Origin of the sequence: Oceanobacillus caeni, assembly GCF_042678465.1 — a bacterium.
GTDB classification, from domain to species: Bacteria; Bacillota; Bacilli; order Bacillales; family Amphibacillaceae; genus Oceanobacillus; species Oceanobacillus caeni.
The window spans coordinates 96,729-115,690 of record NZ_JBHTKV010000007.1; the positions used below are offsets into that span (position 1 = coordinate 96,729).

The 18,962-nt window shown below is 37.8% G+C and carries 13 protein-coding genes; 7 read left to right on the forward strand and 6 right to left on the reverse strand.

The genetic code is table 11. The annotated features are described in order from the left end of the window. Positions 1-18 precede the first annotated feature (18 nt). The 3 genes from ACFQ18_RS07450 to ACFQ18_RS07460 are packed head-to-tail and all read right to left on the reverse strand — an operon-like array spanning position 19 to position 2,799. Positions 19-1,314 carry a TRAP transporter large permease gene (locus tag ACFQ18_RS07450; protein ID WP_204798045.1) on the reverse strand — a complete coding sequence of 432 codons (1,296 nt, stop codon included), beginning with the start codon at positions 1,312-1,314 and terminating at the stop codon, positions 19-21. Further along, a complete protein-coding gene (locus ACFQ18_RS07455) occupies positions 1,311-1,802 on the reverse strand; it encodes a TRAP transporter small permease (RefSeq protein WP_204798044.1) in 492 nt (163 codons plus the stop codon). Before ACFQ18_RS07455 ends, ACFQ18_RS07450 begins: the two co-directional genes overlap by 4 nt. Next, the gene (locus ACFQ18_RS07460) at positions 1,789-2,799 is read right to left on the reverse strand and encodes a TRAP transporter substrate-binding protein (RefSeq protein WP_204798043.1); all 1,011 of its coding nucleotides are present in this window, start codon (positions 2,797-2,799) and stop codon (positions 1,789-1,791) included. Before ACFQ18_RS07460 ends, ACFQ18_RS07455 begins: the two co-directional genes overlap by 14 nt. Before the next feature lie 121 nt (positions 2,800-2,920). On the opposite strand from ACFQ18_RS07460, the gene ACFQ18_RS07465 reads away from it, so the two are divergent. Beyond that, positions 2,921-3,886: a LacI family DNA-binding transcriptional regulator gene (locus tag ACFQ18_RS07465; protein ID WP_204798042.1), complete on the forward strand. Its 966-nt coding sequence runs from the start codon at positions 2,921-2,923 to the stop codon at positions 3,884-3,886. A gap of 340 nt (positions 3,887-4,226) precedes the next feature. Then, complete coding sequence (locus tag ACFQ18_RS07470) at positions 4,227-7,313, forward strand: DEAD/DEAH box helicase (RefSeq protein ID WP_204798041.1); 3,087 nt, start codon at positions 4,227-4,229, stop codon at positions 7,311-7,313. A 137-nt stretch (positions 7,314-7,450) separates the two neighbouring features. Here the strand turns inward: ACFQ18_RS07470 and ACFQ18_RS07475 are convergent, their stop codons facing one another. After that, on the reverse strand, positions 7,451-8,326 hold the full coding sequence (locus ACFQ18_RS07475; RefSeq protein WP_204798040.1) for a DnaD domain-containing protein: 876 nt from the start codon (positions 8,324-8,326) through the stop codon (positions 7,451-7,453). Positions 8,327-9,184: 858 nt separating this feature from the next. After that, a complete protein-coding gene (locus ACFQ18_RS07480) occupies positions 9,185-9,664 on the reverse strand; it encodes a GyrI-like domain-containing protein (protein ID WP_204798039.1) in 480 nt (159 codons plus the stop codon). A gap of 109 nt (positions 9,665-9,773) precedes the next feature. Here ACFQ18_RS07480 and ACFQ18_RS07485 point away from each other — a divergent pair, with 109 nt between their 5' ends. Then, positions 9,774-10,736 carry a helix-turn-helix transcriptional regulator gene (locus ACFQ18_RS07485; protein WP_204798038.1) on the forward strand — a complete coding sequence of 321 codons (963 nt, stop codon included), beginning with the start codon at positions 9,774-9,776 and terminating at the stop codon, positions 10,734-10,736. A 258-nt stretch (positions 10,737-10,994) separates the two neighbouring features. Here the strand turns inward: ACFQ18_RS07485 and adhP are convergent, their stop codons facing one another. Then, entirely contained in the window at positions 10,995-12,032 is a 1,038-nt protein-coding gene (gene adhP, locus ACFQ18_RS07490) for an alcohol dehydrogenase AdhP (protein WP_204798037.1), read from the reverse strand. 487 nt (positions 12,033-12,519) lie between these two features. Between adhP and ACFQ18_RS07495 the strand changes: the two genes are divergently transcribed. The 4 genes from ACFQ18_RS07495 (at position 12,520) to sdaAA (ending at position 18,798) form a co-directional block, all read left to right on the forward strand. Continuing rightward, entirely contained in the window at positions 12,520-14,853 is a 2,334-nt protein-coding gene (locus tag ACFQ18_RS07495; protein ID WP_204798036.1) for a helix-turn-helix domain-containing protein, read from the forward strand. Positions 14,854-15,034: 181 nt separating this feature from the next. Then, positions 15,035-15,985, forward strand: coding sequence for an MFS transporter (locus tag ACFQ18_RS07500; RefSeq protein ID WP_204798035.1), 951 nt, complete (start codon positions 15,035-15,037; stop codon positions 15,983-15,985). Positions 15,986-15,995: 10 nt separating this feature from the next. Continuing rightward, positions 15,996-17,177, forward strand: coding sequence for a M20 family metallopeptidase (locus ACFQ18_RS07505; RefSeq protein ID WP_204798034.1), 1,182 nt, complete (start codon positions 15,996-15,998; stop codon positions 17,175-17,177). 58 nt (positions 17,178-17,235) lie between these two features. Continuing rightward, positions 17,236-18,798 (forward strand): L-serine ammonia-lyase, iron-sulfur-dependent, subunit alpha, encoded by a 1,563-nt coding sequence (sdaAA, locus tag ACFQ18_RS07510; RefSeq protein ID WP_204798033.1) that lies wholly within the window; start codon positions 17,236-17,238, stop codon positions 18,796-18,798. Positions 18,799-18,962: the final 164 nt, after the last annotated feature.

Here is an 18,962-nt window from a genome sequence, read left to right on the forward strand (position 1 = left end):
TTATAGTGTTGAAAGTACTTATAGTCCAAATAAATTTGGTAAGAACATGGATAATTGCGGAATAAATGTAATTGCCAACAACATGATAATTAATGCGATAAAATAAGGGACAAGCGTCCGAATAACGCTTTCAATCTTCACATTGGCAACACTTGCTCCAACAAATAATGCACTACCTACCGGTGGCGTGATATTACCGATACACAGGTTGAACGCAATAACAATACCAAAGTGAACCGGATCTAAACCAATCGATGTAGCAATAGGCAGAAAAATCGGTGTGAAAATAAGTACTGCTGGTGTAATGTCCATAAATGTACCGATAAATAATAAAATAAGATTCATTAAAAGTAATAAAAGAATTGGATTCTCTGTCAAAGATAGAATTCCATTAGAGATTGCTTCCGGCAGACCTGTAAAACTCATGACTAATGAGAATAAAGCTGAAGCAGTGATCAATAACAGAATCATCCCGGTAATTTCAACCGTTTCTTTAAAAATAGCTGGAATATCCGCGATTTTAAAACTCTTATAGATAAGAGATAGAACAAAAGCGTATAAAACAGCGATTGCGGCTCCTTCTGTTGCGGTGAATATTCCCCCAACGATACCCCCAATAACAATAATAATTAGCAATAAACTAGGAATAGCATCGAGAATAAGAAAGAGCCGGTCTTTCCAGCCGATTTTAGGTGAAACAGGGTAGTTATTCTTTTTGGCTAAAATATAAGCAACTACCATTGCCGTAATTCCCCATAATATCCCTGGAAGGTAACCAGCCATAAATAAGGCTGCGATAGATGTTCCGCCACTGACTAATGAATAGACGATTAACAGTGAACTTGGCGGAATTAGTAATCCAGCTGGAGCTGAGGCAATATTTGCGGCCGCAGAATAATCTTTACGATAGCCTTGCTTTGTCTGTAACGGCCCCATAATACGGCCCATGGCAGCTGCTGCAGCTACGCTTGATCCGGAAATAGAACCAAACAGCATATTCCCGACAATGTTAGTATGTGCTAAAGAACCAGGCATTTTTCCAACTAATACTTTGGCGAAATTGACTAAACGAAAAGCAATCCCGCCATTATTCATCAAGATACCGGCCAGTACAAAAAGCGGAATGGAAAGCATTGTAAAGTTATCAATTCCCGTAACCATTCGCTGTGCCGCCGTGATGATCGTTACATCAAATGGCAGAATCAAAAACATGGTCAAAAGCGAGCTTAAAATAATGGATATCGCAATCGGAATACTTAACGCAAGCATGAGAAGAAACGAAATAAATAAAACAAGTCCCGCAATCAATGTCATAGCTGTTCACTTCCTTCCTCGGCTGGTGTAATGTCACCGGTTACTAAGTTGTAAATGGCATAAAATACAATAAACAGTCCTGAAATTGGCAGGGCTCCGTACATCCATGCCATCGAAATACCTGTAGAAGGAGCTGATTGCGTTAAGGTAAGGCTGACAACCTGCATGCCGCCCCAAATCATAAGAACGATGGCAACAATTAATAGAATGAAATTGGATAATCGCAAAAGCGCTAGTTGTGCTTTTGGAGACAGTTTTTCCCTTATAAACACGAGGGCGATATGCTTCTGCTGACCAAATACATATGCCGCGCTTGTAAGAGCAAACCAGATCAAAAGCATGCGGATGATTTCTTCACTGGCGGTGCTGGGTGTATTGAGAATATACCTTGCTATAACCTGCCAAATCGATAGAACAGACATAATAGTAATTAAAATCCCTGTTAAAGTGAGTAGGCCTTTATCGATATACGTTTTAATCTTGCTCATCATTTTCCTCCTTTGCTCCCATAATTAAGTCATATTGTTCTATCGTTGCTTCATTTTCTTTGAAAGACTCCTGTAAGGGCCTAACCGCTTCCATAAAGTTGCTTTTATCAATCTTATGGAAGGTAACTCCCATTTCCTCTTCGGCAATCTGGCGGGATTCTAACATGCGTTCATCCCAGCGAGGTTCATGCAGTGCAGTTGATTCCGCAGCTGCTTCCCGGACCCATTGCTGTTCCTCGTCCGATAATTGATTATAAGCTTCCACATTCATAATTAAAATATCGGGTACTATCGCATGCTCTGTATAGAAGTAATGCTTGGCAACCTCACCATGTTTATTATCTGTTAATGCAGACTCGTTATTTTCCGCAGCATCCAATAATCCGGATTGCAAAGCGGTGTAAACTTCACCAAACCCCATCGGAGTCGGTGTGCCACCAAGTGCCTCAATCATCTGAACGCTTGTCTTACTAGGCTGAACACGTGTCTTTAAGCCATGCATATCTTCATTTGTTTCTAATATCCGATCCTTGGTGTACATGTTCCGGACACCGGCATCATAGTATGTAATGCCAATAAATCCGTTATCTTCGGTTTTATTATAAAAAGCATCTTGTATTTCTGGCATTTTCATCACATCGCGAAACTGTTCCTTAGAATCAAATAGATAAGGCATACTAAATAAGGAATAGGCTTCGGAAAAACTCTCCAATGCACTTGCAGACACTTTCGTAAACTGAACGGCATTGGTCTGTGTCATTTCAATTACTTCTCGTTCACTGCCCAGCTGTCCGTTTGCATAAATCCGCAGCTTCAACTTTCCATCGGATTTTTCATCTAAGAGCCTCTGAAAATCAACCAGCGATTCATGAATTGGATGGTTTGTAGGCTGGTTATGTGCAAGAATAAATTCCTTTGTATCTTCTGAGCTGCTCGTCTGCGCACAGCCGGTCAATAGACTTAAAACGCTTACAATACATAATAAAAAAATACGCATATGTATCCTCCTTCGCAAAATAACAACGTTGTTATTTTTGTTTAAAAAAAATCATCTGACTATTCTTTATGATATAATTATATCATAAAGAAATCAATAGATATTTTTAAGGAGTTAAAAAATGGCTGTTACTTTAAAGGATATTGCGGCAGAATGTGGCGTCAGTTATTCGACGGTGAGCAAGGCATTGAAGGACTCTCCGCTCGTAACAGAAGCTACAAAAAGGAAAATTAAAGATAAAGCTGAAGAGATGAATTATATCCCGAATAACTCTGCTAGATCACTAGTTTCCAACAGGAGCAACACCATCGGTTTAATCTGGCCATCTGTAGACAGGGTGGCTGTTACAACTTTGGCAACGCATGTAAATGAAGCCTTAAAAAATGCAGGGTATTTTATGGCAGTCTCCATTGATAACCCAATCACGGCTGCAAGTAAATTTCTGGAACTGCGTTTCGATGGTGTAATTGTTTTTGATGAAGGGGAAGAAACCACACTTCCAGAAAAAATTACGAATCATATCCCTGTCATTGCCTATGGAGTGGCCCGAAACCTGGCCTATCCAATGATTAATGTAAATCATGCTGTTGCCATGAAGCAGGCGGTGGATCTGCTTATAGAAAAAGGACATCAAAAGATTGATTATATTGGTGACCTTCATACAAAGGATATACGTCAGATTGTAAAGAAAGAAACTATCGAAAATTACTGCAAGGAAAGAGAAGTAAGCTTACGGCTGATTGACTCCGGTGGATTAACCGAGCTTGCCACCAAACAAGCATTAATGGAATTTTTAAAAAGGAATACTCTAGAAGACGGCATTATTTGCGGAAGCTATGATATCACCATGGGATTTTTGCATTTTATTGATAAACGGAAGCAGGATAAAACGATTGTGGCTTATGATAATATCAAACAGTTCAAGTCCATTGAAACCCCAGTTTATACGGTTGGGGTTCCTACTGAAAAGATTGCCGAAAGTTTAGTTGATACCCTTGTCCAAAATATCGAAGGCGGTCATAAAAATACATCTAGGGTGATCGATTTGAATCCGGAAATCCGATATCATGAAAAGAATAAGGGATAGAGAGATGCTTTCTCCAGAGTGCGGGAGAGGCATCTTTTTTTGATAGAACGTTTAAAAGAAAGAACCCGCATGGAATATCTAGATTATTAAGCGGGAACTGTATCATAAGTGAATAAAAGGTTAGTTGGCTAGTTACAAAAATACGGTTAATTCCACTGGTTGAGTTGTGTATAATTAAAATTGAAAGGCTCAAAAGTAACTTCATTATTTGTAAGCCTGTTTCCATATAGGTATTTTGCTAAATAGAGGAATAGCATGAAGCAACTTTATATAGAGCAGAAGGAATTCAGTTTAAGTGGCAAGATTACGGTTAAGGATCATCAGGAGTGGGAGTGGTAACATGAATGAAAGGAAAGACATTTTAAATGCTTGGATTACGATAGAGCAACTATCCGAGGGTTCTATTAATAAAAGGGACAAATCCTTAAAGCGTTTATATACAGCGGAGGAGGACTGGAATAAGTTTTTTTCAGACTTCTTAACGAAACAAAAAGAACAACAAAATGTATCCGATAAGTTTTTTAAGAAGTCGGGCTTAGTATTATATTTTGATATTTTCAATTTCCAAGAGGTTGTTGATATATTGAGGGAGAAATACAAGATTGCTAAAACCTACGAAGAAGTTAGTAACTCTGAGAAATTCACCTTCTCTTTATATTTTGATAACCAGTTAAATTTTATAGCAGACAAATTATTCCTTACGATGAGCGGTTATATCCGCCAACATGGTGATTTACCGAAGGATTTTCTAAAAGTAGAAAACTCATTTAGAGAAGATTTGAATAGGAAATTTGATGAAGATTTTAATACCACAATTTCTGTACTTTTACAAAAATATAATGTTACCACAGAAAATTTCCGCTATGCATTTGTGAAAAACTTAGATAATGGAGATGTAAATCTACATTCTTTCTTTATTGAAGATCTGAACAAAGCAAAGACAATCACTAATAAAAATTTGGATCGATATTTTAATGGCTTTTCTGGATGTAGAAAAAATCTAGATAGTAAAAAGGAATCAATTCATTTTAATTCACATATTTTCAAGTCAATATTACAACCTAAATTTTATCCGTTGGGGCGGTTCCCAAGTAATCCTGATCATCCGCTTTCGTTCATGCAACAGGTTGCGATAAATCTAGCTTTAAATAATGAAAATGATATTCGTAGTGTCAATGGGCCGCCGGGAACTGGGAAAACAACACTGTTAAAAGATATTTTTGCTGATTTAGTAGTACAACAGGCAGCGGAAATCTCAAAGCTTTCTAATAAAAGGATTCAAGGAAGTCTAGTTTATTGGCAAAATGCTAAACTTGGCGTTTTACCGCATTCCATTTCAGATAAGAATATTATTGTAGCAAGCTCAAACAATGGAGCGGTTCAAAACATTGTGAAGGAGTTACCAAAGAAAAAAGAGGTTGCTAACGATTTTCAAAAGCAACTAGATGAAGCAAGTTATTTTAAAGATATTTCTAATTCTAAATTAACCGGTGAAGGTTTCGGAAAGGATCGCGTGATTAAAAGTGAGCTTTTAAATGATGAAAATTGGGGTACCTTCTCGTTGGAAGGTGGAGCGTCAACAAACATTAACAAGTTACTTTTAAATATCGAAGCAATTGAAAAAGATTTAGAAGAAAATTATCAAGCGAATACAGGTGTATATCAAGAATTTACACGTCTTTATGATGAATTAAAAACTGAAAGGGAAAGAGTTCAAAAATATAGCAAGAAAATGTATACTCTTCAAAAATTAAAAACCAAGCATGAGGAGCAAGCCATTGCTTTTGAACAAGAAGAAAAGAAGAAACGAGCAAATTTGATTTTACAGGAAGAGGAAACAAAGCGCGAACTTGAAAGACTGAGACAAGAAAAGGTAAATCTCCAAAGGGATTTATCAAATACTTCCATTGAAATTGAAAATTTAACTAATTTACAAGTTCAAGCTGAAAGAAATTATGAAGTAGTTACTTCACAAAAGCCAAGTTTTTTATGGTTTCAGAAAGTATTTAATAAACCAAAGGTTGAACAGTACTTTGAAGATCTTAATAATGCGAATGATCATCTAAACCACCTGTCTCAACAAATGACCAAATTGTTGAATGACCGCATACAACTCGAAAATGGATTAAAGAAAAATGCTACAAAAGGTGAGTATGCCCAAAAACAAATTCAGGACACAAGAGCTGACTTCAATCGATGGATGACTACTCAACAAAATGATTTAAAAAAATTGGAACAAGAAATTGCTTTATTGGAAAGACTCAAACGTCAAAGCGGCATAAAGGAACTAGATTTTTCACTATCGTATGATGAACTTCAAAAGTCTAATCCATGGTTTACTAAGCAGTTCCGTATTTTACAATCAGAGTTATTTATTTCAGCCTTAAAAGTTAGAAAGCAATTCCTGTATGAAAACAGAAGGAATTTGAAAGTGGCAAGAATTATCTGGAATAAACAGTCTGAATACATTGGAAAGGAGAATGGAGATCAGTTAATTTCAGAATCATGGCAATGGTTGAATTTCGCTATCCCTGTTGTCAGCACTACGTTTGCTAGTTTTGGTAGAATGTTTAAAAACCTTAATGAAAATTCAATTGGTAATCTATTCATAGATGAGGCTGGTCAAGCATTACCACAGGCTAGTGTTGGGGCAATTTTTAGGAGCAAAAAGGTTATGGTCGTTGGGGATCCATCGCAAATAAAACCAGTAATGACGTTAGACTCAAATGTTCTGACCTTAATTGGAAGATATCACAAAGTTGATGAAAAATTTGTCTCAGCTGATGCGTCTACACAAACAATTGTGGATGCCACAAGTCAATATGGTTTCCAAAAAAATGAGGATGAATGGATTGGTATACCACTTTGGGTACACAGACGTTCGAACTATCCGATGTTTACAATTTCAAATGAAATCTCGTATGATGGGCTGATGGTACAAGGTATATCAGAAGATAAATCACAAGGAAAATCACAATGGTATGATTCAACTGGAAAGGCAAATGACAAATTTGTTAAGGAGCAAGCTGACTTACTGAAAGGTCTGATTGCTAGACGCTTGCAGGAAGATCCAGGTTCAGCAGAACAAATCTATGTTATATCCCCATTTAGAAATGTAGCTTATAAACTTGCACAAGTTTTAGATGAAATTAACTTCACAAAACGAGAACGTGGGAAAATAAAAAATATTGGAACTGTCCATACCTTTCAAGGGAAAGAAGCAGAAATTGTCTATTTTGTTCTTGGAGCGGATTCAAACAGCAGTGGGGCGGCTAGATGGGCTGTTTCTGATCCAAATATGATGAATGTTGCAGCTACACGTGCTAAAAAGGAATTTTACGTTATTGGCGATAAGAAATTATATGCCTCACTCGGTAGTGAAGTGGCAAATAAAACGATATCGATTATTGACGACTATAATAGGTAATTAAATGTAAAGTACCGTTTGTCATAGTAATTTGAAATAGTTTATTACTCTTTTGTTAAATAAATACCTAGAATTTATTGGGGATATACATAGCGGCATTATCCATGCTTACGGTGTGTTGGAGGAGAAGCAAACGATCATTTATACCCCAACTCCTCCTTCAACTGCTTAATCTTCATCCGAACGGCATCCGCATCTTTCGGGTTTACTACCATACTTTGATTCTTTTTCTCCAACCGCTTCTTCTGTTCCTTTTGTTCTATAAACCAATCAGGAATTACTTCACGCCTCCCATTAGGAATATAATGATAATGTCGCTTTTTCCTATTTCGAAATTCCATATCATCGGCCCTTACCGCATTCATATTTCGAATCCCTTTCTTTTCCCATGCTAGCAATATACTTTTTACATTGCCCCAACTCGTCTTATTTCTCTCCAATGCACGTTTCATCGCCTCCATCACTAACGTTTCTCCCACATCTCCTACCCAATCATTCAATGAATCCATCACGAATGGACTTAGGGCACCAAAGTTATCTTGATAGAACTTGAATACGCCTTTTTCCTCAGACTTTGGCTTCGTACTCGCTACCACTGCTGTTCCCCTCTGTTTCTTAACGCCTTCCACTTGTTCAGTTGCGTTTCTCTTGGTTGATTCCGTCCTAGTTGAAGTCTTATCCGTTTCCTCTGCATCTTCACCCGAATCTACCCGCTGTACGCCATCATAGTTTTCTATCAAACTAATCATTCGGTAAACGGGTGCTTGATTACCCCCTTTAGGTTCGTGGGTAATGTATCCTTTTTCTTTTAGCTCTGTTCTCGCTCGTTTAAAAGCAGATTCGTTCAAACCTGCTTTAATCCGTAATACCGCTCCCGCTACACGAAATTCGCGCTTCCACCTTGTCTTGTTATTGATATGCATCAACGCATGCCATAAGGCAATAGCCGGGTTGGTTAGTGGATTGTATTCGATTGATTCATAAAAGGCATTTATTTCTTTTATGTAGTTCATTTTTATCTCCCTTTCTTTTATTCCGTCCATCCTATTGTCACTATGTCGGCTTTGTATCGCCATGTCCCCAGGTTTTCACATCTTAAAATACGCCCTTCAATTTCCTTTTTCACGTAGTTTTCTTCATTTTGTTCGTCATTGGTTTTCTTTCGGATTAAATCGATGAGGAGATTGCGAATGGTGTAGATGAAGTAAGTGGCGAGGGGGCCTTTATTTGGTTCAATTTTTGATAGGCAATCTACATGGCATACAATCATTCTGAATAAAAGGCGTCAAACGGATCCTGGATGCCAAGCTTGTGCATATGATAATAAATACATTTCTCATTTTTCTTGAAAATATCTTTAAACAGATCATCATTTTTCTTCAAGTTCAAAACTTCCATTTTTTCAGTGTGGCAAAACGTAATGTCGAATCTATCATAATCAAACCGATTAAAACTGTAAAGGTTGCTAACTTCGCATTTTCGACAAACATCGACATAATTCTACTAGATTCTCTCCTGTTTTTCTGCAGAAATGACGTTTCTGCAGGAGGTTTTGTAAGTTAGACAGTTTTTACACTTTTTTCTCACTTTCTTTGTCATATTTTGTCGAATAAAAAAGCGCCCTTTCAGAAATCCATCTGCAAAAGGTCGCGCATTCGTAGTAGATAGTATAATGTTTTATTTCGTTTTGTTTTGTTTATATAATGTGTCCGTATTGTGGTTCGCCCTGTGATTCATTGTTCGGTCCATACTTCGGTCAACGAGCCGTCTATTGTGGTGTCCGAATGGAAAAAGTATGGTTTGAAATGACCAAAATACAGAAAATGGCTGAATTTCCCCACTTGCACATTCACTTACTGTAGTACTCCTTTTTATTTTCTCACAATAGGAATCCACATTTCACCAAATACTAAGCCGTTTCGCTGCCCCATTTCAACCGTTGTATTCGGCCCACCAACATAGGCAAAATTCTTTGCTTCTGGTAAGACTTGACCGAAGGCAATGCCAGTAAGCTTATTACTCAACTCTTCAGAAGTCTTTTCTTCTCCTTTAACAACTAGGTATTCTCCCTTAGGAAACTGGATAACCCTGGTTGCTTCTGGTATTGATGCTTCTGTCATAACGCCAGCATAATGCATCATCTTGTTATTCACCGCTTCGTTCACAGCAAATATATAGTCATTTGTGGCAATGGATTTTAAAGTGTCAAGGGTTCCATCTTGGCCGATGGTCTGCCAAAAGTCTGCCTTTTCCTTATTTATGCCAGCAAAGTCTGTGTAATTGCTTTTAAGTTCAATTCCAATACCCAAAACGGTAAAGCTGTCTTTATCTTCTATAATATAATCTGCCATATTCAAAACCTTCCTTTTAAAATATTAATCAAATGATTTATCTTTTCACTTGATGAGTTTATAATAGTACTAAATCATGTCAAAGAATGATACTGTTTAGGAGACCCCAATGAAAAAAGTTGAACGAATTAATACAATCATGCGGTATATCAACAACCGCGCTCACTTTACAATCTCTGAAATCATGCGAGAATTTAACATCTCTCGCTCGACAGCTATCAGAGATATCAGAGAAATTGAAGCCATGGGGATGCCACTTGTCGCTGAAGTAGGAAGGGCTGGGGGTTATTTTGTCATGAATAACTCTGTTCTGCCCGCTGTTCGCTTTACTGATAATGAGATTAAAGCTCTTTTTATTGCCTTTATGGCCACAAGAAATCAACAACTTCCTTATCTCAAAAGTCGTCAGTCTTTAGCCGAAAAATTACTAGGCCTTATCTCGGAAAACCAGCAAGATGACCTTGTTCTTCTAAATAAAATTTTGCTTTTTGAAGGGACCAACCCCAATAATCCCGACCTACTTGATCTATCAGACCTACCCCATCCTATGTTAGAAAAACTCATCCAAACCCTTATTTTGGATAGATATTTATTGATTACCATCAAAGAAGAGAAGGTAAAAAAGTCTTATCCAATTTATCTCTTACACCTTTATCATGAAAAAGGTATTTGGTTGATTGAAGGATTTGACTTAAAGGATGAAAAAAGGCGGATTTTCCCTGTCGATAATCTCACTAATGTCAAACCATATACTACGAAAAAAAGATTAAGTAGGAAAAAGTTTTTAGAAAAGCTAAGAAGGCAGGAAGAAGTATTTAACCTTGTCCTTGAACTTGGTCCAAAGGCAATTGCTCAGTTCAAAAAATACCATCCTTTAAAGATTTCAATTTCCTATACGAATCCCTACCAAACCACAGCCATTCTAAAGACTTTTATCAATGTCCATAATCCCGAAGAATTGACCGAAATAACCAATTGGCTACTTTTCCTAGGTGGGGATATCAAGGTCAGGGAAGTGCCAAAAGAAGTCTTAGAAGGTTTACAAGGGAGATTATGCTTATTCTGCCCATAATCATTTCAAGTTAAAACCCAAATAACTTTGAGCTTCGAAAATAATGGACAAGGAAAATGAATGATGGGAAGATTACAATTTTTAGTCGAACCTTCACGGAATAATTTTAAAAAAGAGGCGGCACAAGTCTATGACTAGTGGCCAGCCTCTTTCTTTCCTATTAAACTTCTATATATGTCTGACTGAAAATCTCGGTCAATTCCGTTTCAGAGATTTTCTAAGAGAGAATCGCACAGCAACCGTTTGAAATAGCACTTATTAGCAATTACACTTGTGCTGTTTAAAATCGATAACCATACGACCTTGAATCTTACCTTGTCCCATTTCTTCAAATATATCCTGGACTTCATGTAAGCAACGTGTTTGCACAATAATTGGTACGACCTTACCTTCCGCACCGAATTGGAAGGCTTCTTCTAAATCTTTGCGGGTACCGACTAATGAACCTACTACTTCAATCCCGTCAAGTACTAGTCGCGGAATATTCAAATCCATCGTTTCTGATGGTAAACCTACTGCGATTACCTTACCACAAGCACGTACTGCATTGACTGCTGAGTTAAATGCTACTTTAGAAACTGCTGTTACAACTGCGGCATATGCTCCACCGACTTGTTCTTGAATAATCTTATCTGCATCGCCTTGAGTGATAGAGTTGATTGTCATATCTGCACCAATTTCTTGGGCTAGTGCTAACTTATCATCATTAATATCTACTGCGATAACTTTGGCATTAAATACATGTTTAGCATATTGGATAGCAAGATTTCCTAGTCCACCACAACCATAAATGACAATCCATTGACCAGGTTTAACACCAGAAACCTTAATGGCTTTATAAGTAGTAACCCCGGCGCATGTAATACTAGTAGCTTGTGCTGAATCTAGTCCATCTGGAACTTTTACTGCGTAATCAGCAGTAACAATACATTGCTCAGCCATTCCTCCATCAATACTATATCCAGCATTCTTTACATTACGACAAAATGTCTCTCTGCCTGTTGTACAATACTCACATCTGCCACAGGCTTGGAACATCCATGCAACACTTACTCTATCACCAACCTTTAAGCTAGTAACGTCGTCAGCCACTTTAGAAACTATACCTACACCTTCATGGCCTAAAGTACGGCCTTCCACATTACCAAAATCACCAGCTGCTACATGTAGATCCGTATGACATACACCGCAATATTCTATATCTACTAATGCTTCACCTGAATTCAATGGCCGTAGTTCCCTTTCAACAACTTCAATGTTTGCTTTACTTTTTGGATTAACAACTACCGCTTTCATAGGTGATCTCTCCTTCAGTGTTAGAAATATCTTAAAAATTCGTACACAACTATTGTCCTTCAGGTATGTTTGATTTTCACACCTTCATTACAGGTTCATCATAACATGGAGTTTTGGTAATTATATTGTGAAACATTGAACAAAGTGTGAATTTTATTTAAGAGCAATTACTACCGTTCTAGTTATTTAGAAGCGAATAAGAAAGGTTAATCAGTACAATGTGGCTATAGGGTAAAACAAACTAATTACATAACGAATAGAAAATTTCTGTAACACGAGAAGTAAATCATATGCTAACATACAGGTTGTTCGATCAAATAGTTTTAATCTATAATCTAGAAAGTAGTTGAAATTGGAATCGGAGTATCCTTATCCTGGGAAATGTATACCAGGGGAATGGGGAAAAGGGTAAAAACATCCTTAAGTAAAAAGCTGCGTAAATGAGATACAACTACTTTGTTTAATCAATTTTCTGGGGTGAATAATTATGTCTGGATCAGTAATAGAAGAATCTTATCATATTAGTTTGCAAAATATTCGCCACCGCTCACAGCATATTAATTTAGAAATTGAAATACTTCTTGTTATTAGAGGGGAAATTGAGGTTATTGTCAATCAAAATTCCTATCATTTGGCCGAAAATGATCTTCTGCTCATTAATGCTAATCATGTCCATACTATTAAGGGGATTAAAGACAATGTAGTCTTATTGTTGCAAATACCTCTAAGTTCTATCGAGCAGTATTATCAAGGGATTCATGAATGTTATTTCGACTGCTGTTCGACCAAGGAGGATAATGGGTTATATTTTCTATATGATCAAATCCGTCAACTCTTAGCGGAAATTCTGATTGCGTATTATCAAAAACAGGATGGAAGTGAACTTGAAATTAATAGCAAGATTTATAAGTTAGTTACGCTTTTAATTCGGAATTTTAAAACGACTTATCTTGGCAAGAATCAGTTTTTGGGAATGAAGGATGGCAGAATTAGGGATATTCTTACTTTTATTGAAAAAAATTATCGTAAGCCGATATCATTGGAGGAAGTCGCTAAACAGCAATATTTATCTCTTCACTATTTATCGCGCTATTTTAAGCAGGAGGTTGGCGTTAGCTTTTCACAATATGTTAAACAAGTTCGTTTGAAATCAGCTGTTCAGGAGCTTTTATACACTGACTATAATATTATGCAAGTTGCGTTTAATAATGGTTTTCCCAATGCGAAGGCGTTTAACAAGGCTTTTAAAGAAGTGTACCAACAAACACCTGCTGAATATCGCGGTCTTCACAAGAAGGAACCTGCCGATGTCGATGAATTACATCATTTAAGTGATGAATATACATTGTTGAAGTCTCCTAGTTTTTTAATAGAAATAAGTAAGTACATCCCACCAAATGAAAAAGAATTGACTTTAATGGAATCGGCTGTTTCAGAGGTACATATCGACATGCCACAAGAACCTATTTTTGTTCGGGAAAAAGCTCACCAATTACTAGTGATTGGCCAGCTTGAATATGCTTTACATGAAGAAGTCCAAGAAGAATTACAGCTTATTCAAGAGCTGCTTCAATTTGAATATGTTTATTTCACGAACCTATTTTCCCCCACTTTCAAGACTACAACTCCGCTATTGCAAACAGGGGGAAAGTTTTATCAGATTAGTGCATTATTCAGCCGGTTTCACAAGCTTGGCTTAGTGCCTTTCATCCGTGTTGAGTTTGAAAAGGAAGTCAAAAGTAGCTCTAATTATATCAAGTTGTTAGAGGAATTCTTACAACACAGTGTTCGTTATTTTGGCAGCGACTTTGTAGGAAAGTGGCAGTTTGAATTGGCTTTCACGGAGTGGGGTGGAAAATCAAGTACATTTTATCAGGATTTTTATCAAACTGTAAAAAAATGGGCTTCAGCCGCAAAAGTTGGCCTTCATGTGCCGTTTTCTTTACAAACAGGAATAACAGCCTCTGTTACCACCTTTTTGAAGCAATTCTCTAATGAGTGTGAACTAATCTGTTTCATCTGTAACCCGAATGAACAAGTAGACTTTACGGATATGAATAATAGTACCTTTGAAAGTGTAAAAGATTTGTTAACGAAATCATGTATCAATTTGAAGGAAAAATTGCAAGCTGTGGGATTGGCAGACAGACCCATTTACTTGACAAACTGGAATACACTTTATGGAAATACGGTGAATTTAAGTGGAAGCTTCTTTCGTTCATCCCTTATTTTTAAAGATATGTTTGATGTAACCAAGGAAATTTTCGGATTGGGATTTTGGGTTGATACCCATTCATTAGAAAAAAGTAATCAAGAGTATGAACATATTGCCATGAATGGGATTGCTCTACTTTATTATTATCAATTAAAACGTCCAGCTTTTTTCAACATTCAATTGATGGCAAAAATGAACAGCCAGATTTTAGCGGAAGGAGAGGGCTTTGTCCTGACCAAGGGAGAACAAGGGTACCAATTGGCTATTTATAACACTTCCTACGTCAATCCTTCCTACTCGGTGGAGAATCTCTTTTTACGCTCTTTAACAAAAGAGAATAGATTTGTGATTTCAGGGATGCCTCCTGGTCATTATCAAATTCGAAGGTATATTCTGGATCGGAATAATGGTGCATTTTATATGAATTGGCTCAATTTCCAACGGGGAGATATCAATGATCGTGAAATCATTACGTTCCTGAAGCATCGCACCTATCCTGAATTACAAATCTATGAGGAGACTATTGATTCGGATCTATATTTACAATCAACCCTGACATTAAATGCTTTTCATCTTTTTGAAATTAAGCCATTAGTTAAAAAATAGCAGTCCTTTTTTGTCCTCCATTAAAGTGAATATAAAAATGATGACAAATAAAGGGGACATTTTGGATAATAGTTGGAAAGCCTTTTACAGCCGTATTGTTTAAGATAATGGTAGAAAACGTTTTCATAAAACCATGTTACAGGAAGGGGACTTTATATGTCTGTTCCTCAAGAAGTATTAAATGAAAGAAAAGCCAAACTTAATTACATTGTTTTCATTTGCATTTAGTTTTGGTGCGAGTTTACTGGTGTTTGTGCTGATTCGCTTCTTAGCAGGTATAGGACATGCAGGGTACCCGCCAAGCTGTTCGAAAGGGATTGCGGTCAATTTCACGAAAGAAAAACGGACTTTTATTCAATCACTCATTTTGTCAACGAACGGGATTGGCGGCATCTTAGCGTTTGTTGTTGGAGCACGGTTAATTGATATAAATTGGCAGTATGGTTATTATGCATTGGGTGCGTTTTTTGCTATCTCCTTGCTTTTGGTCATCTTTTTTGTTCCAAAGGACATTCCGGTAGAGAAAGTGAATGTTGCATCCAAAAAAATTAGCTTTAAATCGGTAATTTCCAATCGAAATGTGATTATTTTATTTATCGCCATGATGATTGCCAATATTGCCTTCTATGGAAACATGTCTTGGATGCCATCTTTCTTAAAGGTGAAATTTTCACTATCTATTAGTACAGTTGGAACCATCCTAGCGGTGAATGCTATTGGGGGAGCACTAGCATCCTTATTTGCCGGTGTATTATTAACAAAGTTTAATGGGAAGGAAAAATTACTCTTAATCGTTTGTTCTATTCTATCATCTGTATTATTTTTAGGATTGGTAATTTCAGATTCCTTAGCACTATCCATCGTATTTTTATATGTATTGACTTTTTTACTAACAACGATATTTGTAGGTATTTTTTCTTGGCCACATAAGATTTTGCCAGAAAAAGTAATTGGTTCATCAATTGGGATCGTCAACACTGGAGGAACGCTTGGAGGTTTTATTGCTCCAATCTCATTTGGGGCTTTAATTTCTTTAGCAGGTGGATCATTTTCCATCGTATTTATCAGCTTGGCAATAGCCATTGTTGTGTGTGGTCTCATTACCCTTACCGTTAAAACAGAAAATAATTAGGAGGAGAAAAATGTTAAATCAACTTTTGCAAAAAATAGATGAGAAAAAAGAGAGAATGATAGAAATTCGGAGATACCTTCATCAACATCCTGAATTATCTTTTAAGGAGGAAAAGACAGCTCAATATATTGCTGATTTTTATAAAGATAAAGATGTAAAAATACGAACCAACGTTGGAGGACATGGTGTAGTTGTAACAATCGAAGGCGGTCTCCCGGGAAAAACCGTTGCCTTAAGAGCCGACTTTGACGGATTGCCAATAACGGAAGAGGCGGATGTCCCTTTTAAGTCACAAAACCCTGGTGTGATGCATGCATGCGGGCATGATGGTCATACTGCTTATCTATTAATTTTAGCCGAAGCACTAATAGAATTGAAAGATCAATTAAAAGGAAATGTTGTTATTCTTCACCAACCTGCGGAAGAAACCCCTCCTGGTGGTGCAATTGCTATGATTGAAGACGGGTGTTTGGAAGGTGTAGATAATGTTTTCGGCATTCATCTCATGTCCCTATCGAATACAGGAGAGGTCCACTATCGTGCCGGAGAAATGCAGGCTGGACGTTCGTATTTCAAAGTGAAAATCCAAGGAAAAGGCGGACATGGTTCGATGCCACATACAAGTAACGACAGTATTGTCGCTGCAAGTCATTTCGTTGTCGCGGCCCAGACGATTATCAGCCGCCGAATTAATCCTTTTGATATGGCAACAGTAACCATAGGCTCATTTGATGGGAAAGGATCGTTCAATATTATTAAAGATAGTGTCGAACTTGAAGGAGATGTTCGGACGATGTCCAGTGAAGTTCGTGCTACAGTGGAAACAGAATTTAAGCGAATTTTAGCTGGGCTTGCCCAAGAATTTGATATTACTTATGATTTGACCTATTCACATGATTATCCAGTTTTGGTGAATGATGCGGAAATGACGGAATTGGTTTCCGATGCGATTAATAAAGCTGAAATTCCTGAAATTAAAGCAGTTATCGAAACGCCACCTGCATCTGGATCAGAGGATTTTTCATACTATTTACAAAAGGTTCCAGGGAGTTTCTTTTATGTTGGGGCAAAACCAGCGGATGGCCCGGTTTATCCCCATCATCATCCTAAATTTACCATTAATGAGGATAGCCTGGTTATTGCGGCAAAGGCAATGGCAGCCGTTGTAGTAGAATATTTCGGACAAGAGTAAACAAGGGGACGGTTCCTATGCTTGTGGCATGGGAACCGTCCTTTAAAGGAGAGATCACATGTCTTTTTCAAGTTTAAAGGAGATAATTGAACTTGCAGAGCAAGGAAAAACAACCATTTCGGAATTGATGATTAAATCAGAGGTGGAACAGAAAGGTTATTCAAGGGAGATTATCATCGAGAAAATGTCGGAACAATTCACGGTAATGGAAGAAGCTGTCCGCAAAGGGACAACGAGCCCTGTTACATCCCGAACCGGTTTAACGGGCGGGGATGGACACCGTCTTTATCAATATGCTGAAAAAGGGAATTCCTTTGTTAATTCCAAGACGTTACATGCTGCAGCGAATGCCCTTAGTGTATCTGAAGTAAATGCTGCAATGGGGCGAATTGTTGCAACGCCAACAGCGGGGTCAGCGGGGATTTTACCTGCTGTACTAGTACACGCCCATGATAGCGGAAAATTTACTCGTGAAGAGATTGTACAGTCCATGTTCACTGCCTCTGCCCTCGGATTAGTAATTGCGAATAGGGCATCCATATCAGGTGCTGCAGGTGGATGCCAGGCTGAAGTCGGTTCAGCAACCGCAATGGCAGCAGGTACATTGGTTGAGCTTGCCGGTGGAACACCACAGCAGGTAGGAAATGCTGTCGGAATTGCTTTAAAAAATTCCCTGGGATTAGTTTGTGATCCGGTTGCCGGGCTGGTGGAAATACCTTGCATCATTCGAAATGGTTTACATGCAATTACCGCGCAAGCTGCAGCTGATATGGCCTTAGCTGGGGTAGCAAGCATTATTCCTCCAGATGAAGTGATCCATGTGATGCATGAAGTAGGACAGCAAATGCCCGAATGGTTGAGAGAAACTGGGGAAGGTGGTCTTGCCGCAACTCCGACAGGGAAAAAATTAAAAGAAAGCATTTTGGGGGAAAAAACTAGTAGTAGTGAGCCTGCAAAATACCAAAGTGCGTATGAGATCATCGGCCCAGTAATGGTTGGACCTTCAAGTTCACATACAGCTGGTGCCGTCCGAATCGGGAACATTGCCCGTCAGCTATTAAATGAAAACCCGATATATGTAAAGTTTTCACTGATGGGGTCCTTTGCTAAGACCTATCAAGGACATGGAACAGACTTAGCTCTACTAGCAGGTGTTCTGGGGTTAACTACAATGGATGACGGTATTCCAAATGCCAAAATGATTGCTGAGGAAGATGGTTTACAATACGAATTTACGAAACGGGTCCTTGGAAGCTATCACCCTAATACCGTCCTCGTAGAATTAACTGGTTCTTCACGTACTGTAAAGGTATTAGCTAGTTCATTAGGTGGCGGTAAAGTGGAAGTTCAGGAATTAGAGGGTTATCCTTTAAAATTTTCTGGAGAACGACCAACACTTGTGATCCGTCATACCGACCGAAAAGGGGTTATTTCAGAGTTATCGGGGCTTCTTTATCAAAGAGGTTTTAATATTGCACGCATGGCTAATGAACGTTCAAAAATTAATGGTCCTGCGATAACAATATGTGAAATCGACAATAAAATCGAAGACTCTGTCTTAGCATTATTAAAAAGGGATATTCCGATTATTGATGAAATTGTCTTAGTTGAAACTAAATAGTTACTAAGTAAGTTGATCTTACCTTAATAAATTATGGATGCATAGTGAAACTCGCTTCTGTCATCGCTTATAAGGCGTAGACAGAAGCGAGTTTTTTGGGATTTTAAATATGGTTATGGGTGAATCCGAGAAAGATACACGCTTTTTTAAAAGGAGTCATAAAT

Coding starts and splice junctions, on each gene's coding strand:
- ACFQ18_RS07505 (WP_204798034.1), top strand. CDS start 15,996: ATGTTAAATCAACTTTTGCAAAAAATAGATGAGAAAAAAGAGAGAATG.
- ACFQ18_RS07460 (WP_204798043.1), bottom strand. CDS start 2,799: ATGCGTATTTTTTTATTATGTATTGTAAGCGTTTTAAGTCTATTGACC.
- ACFQ18_RS07450 (WP_204798045.1), bottom strand. CDS start 1,314: ATGACATTGATTGCGGGACTTGTTTTATTTATTTCGTTTCTTCTCATG.
- adhP (WP_204798037.1), bottom strand. CDS start 12,032: ATGAAAGCGGTAGTTGTTAATCCAAAAAGTAAAGCAAACATTGAAGTT.
- ACFQ18_RS07485 (WP_204798038.1), top strand. CDS start 9,774: ATGAAAAAAGTTGAACGAATTAATACAATCATGCGGTATATCAACAAC.
- ACFQ18_RS07465 (WP_204798042.1), top strand. CDS start 2,921: ATGGCTGTTACTTTAAAGGATATTGCGGCAGAATGTGGCGTCAGTTAT.
- ACFQ18_RS07475 (WP_204798040.1), bottom strand. CDS start 8,326: ATGAACTACATAAAAGAAATAAATGCCTTTTATGAATCAATCGAATAC.
- ACFQ18_RS07495 (WP_204798036.1), top strand. CDS start 12,520: ATGTCTGGATCAGTAATAGAAGAATCTTATCATATTAGTTTGCAAAAT.
- ACFQ18_RS07455 (WP_204798044.1), bottom strand. CDS start 1,802: ATGAGCAAGATTAAAACGTATATCGATAAAGGCCTACTCACTTTAACA.
- ACFQ18_RS07480 (WP_204798039.1), bottom strand. CDS start 9,664: ATGGCAGATTATATTATAGAAGATAAAGACAGCTTTACCGTTTTGGGT.
- sdaAA (WP_204798033.1), top strand. CDS start 17,236: ATGTCTTTTTCAAGTTTAAAGGAGATAATTGAACTTGCAGAGCAAGGA.
- ACFQ18_RS07470 (WP_204798041.1), top strand. CDS start 4,227: ATGAATGAAAGGAAAGACATTTTAAATGCTTGGATTACGATAGAGCAA.
- ACFQ18_RS07500 (WP_204798035.1), top strand. CDS start 15,035: ATGAAAGAAAAGCCAAACTTAATTACATTGTTTTCATTTGCATTTAGT.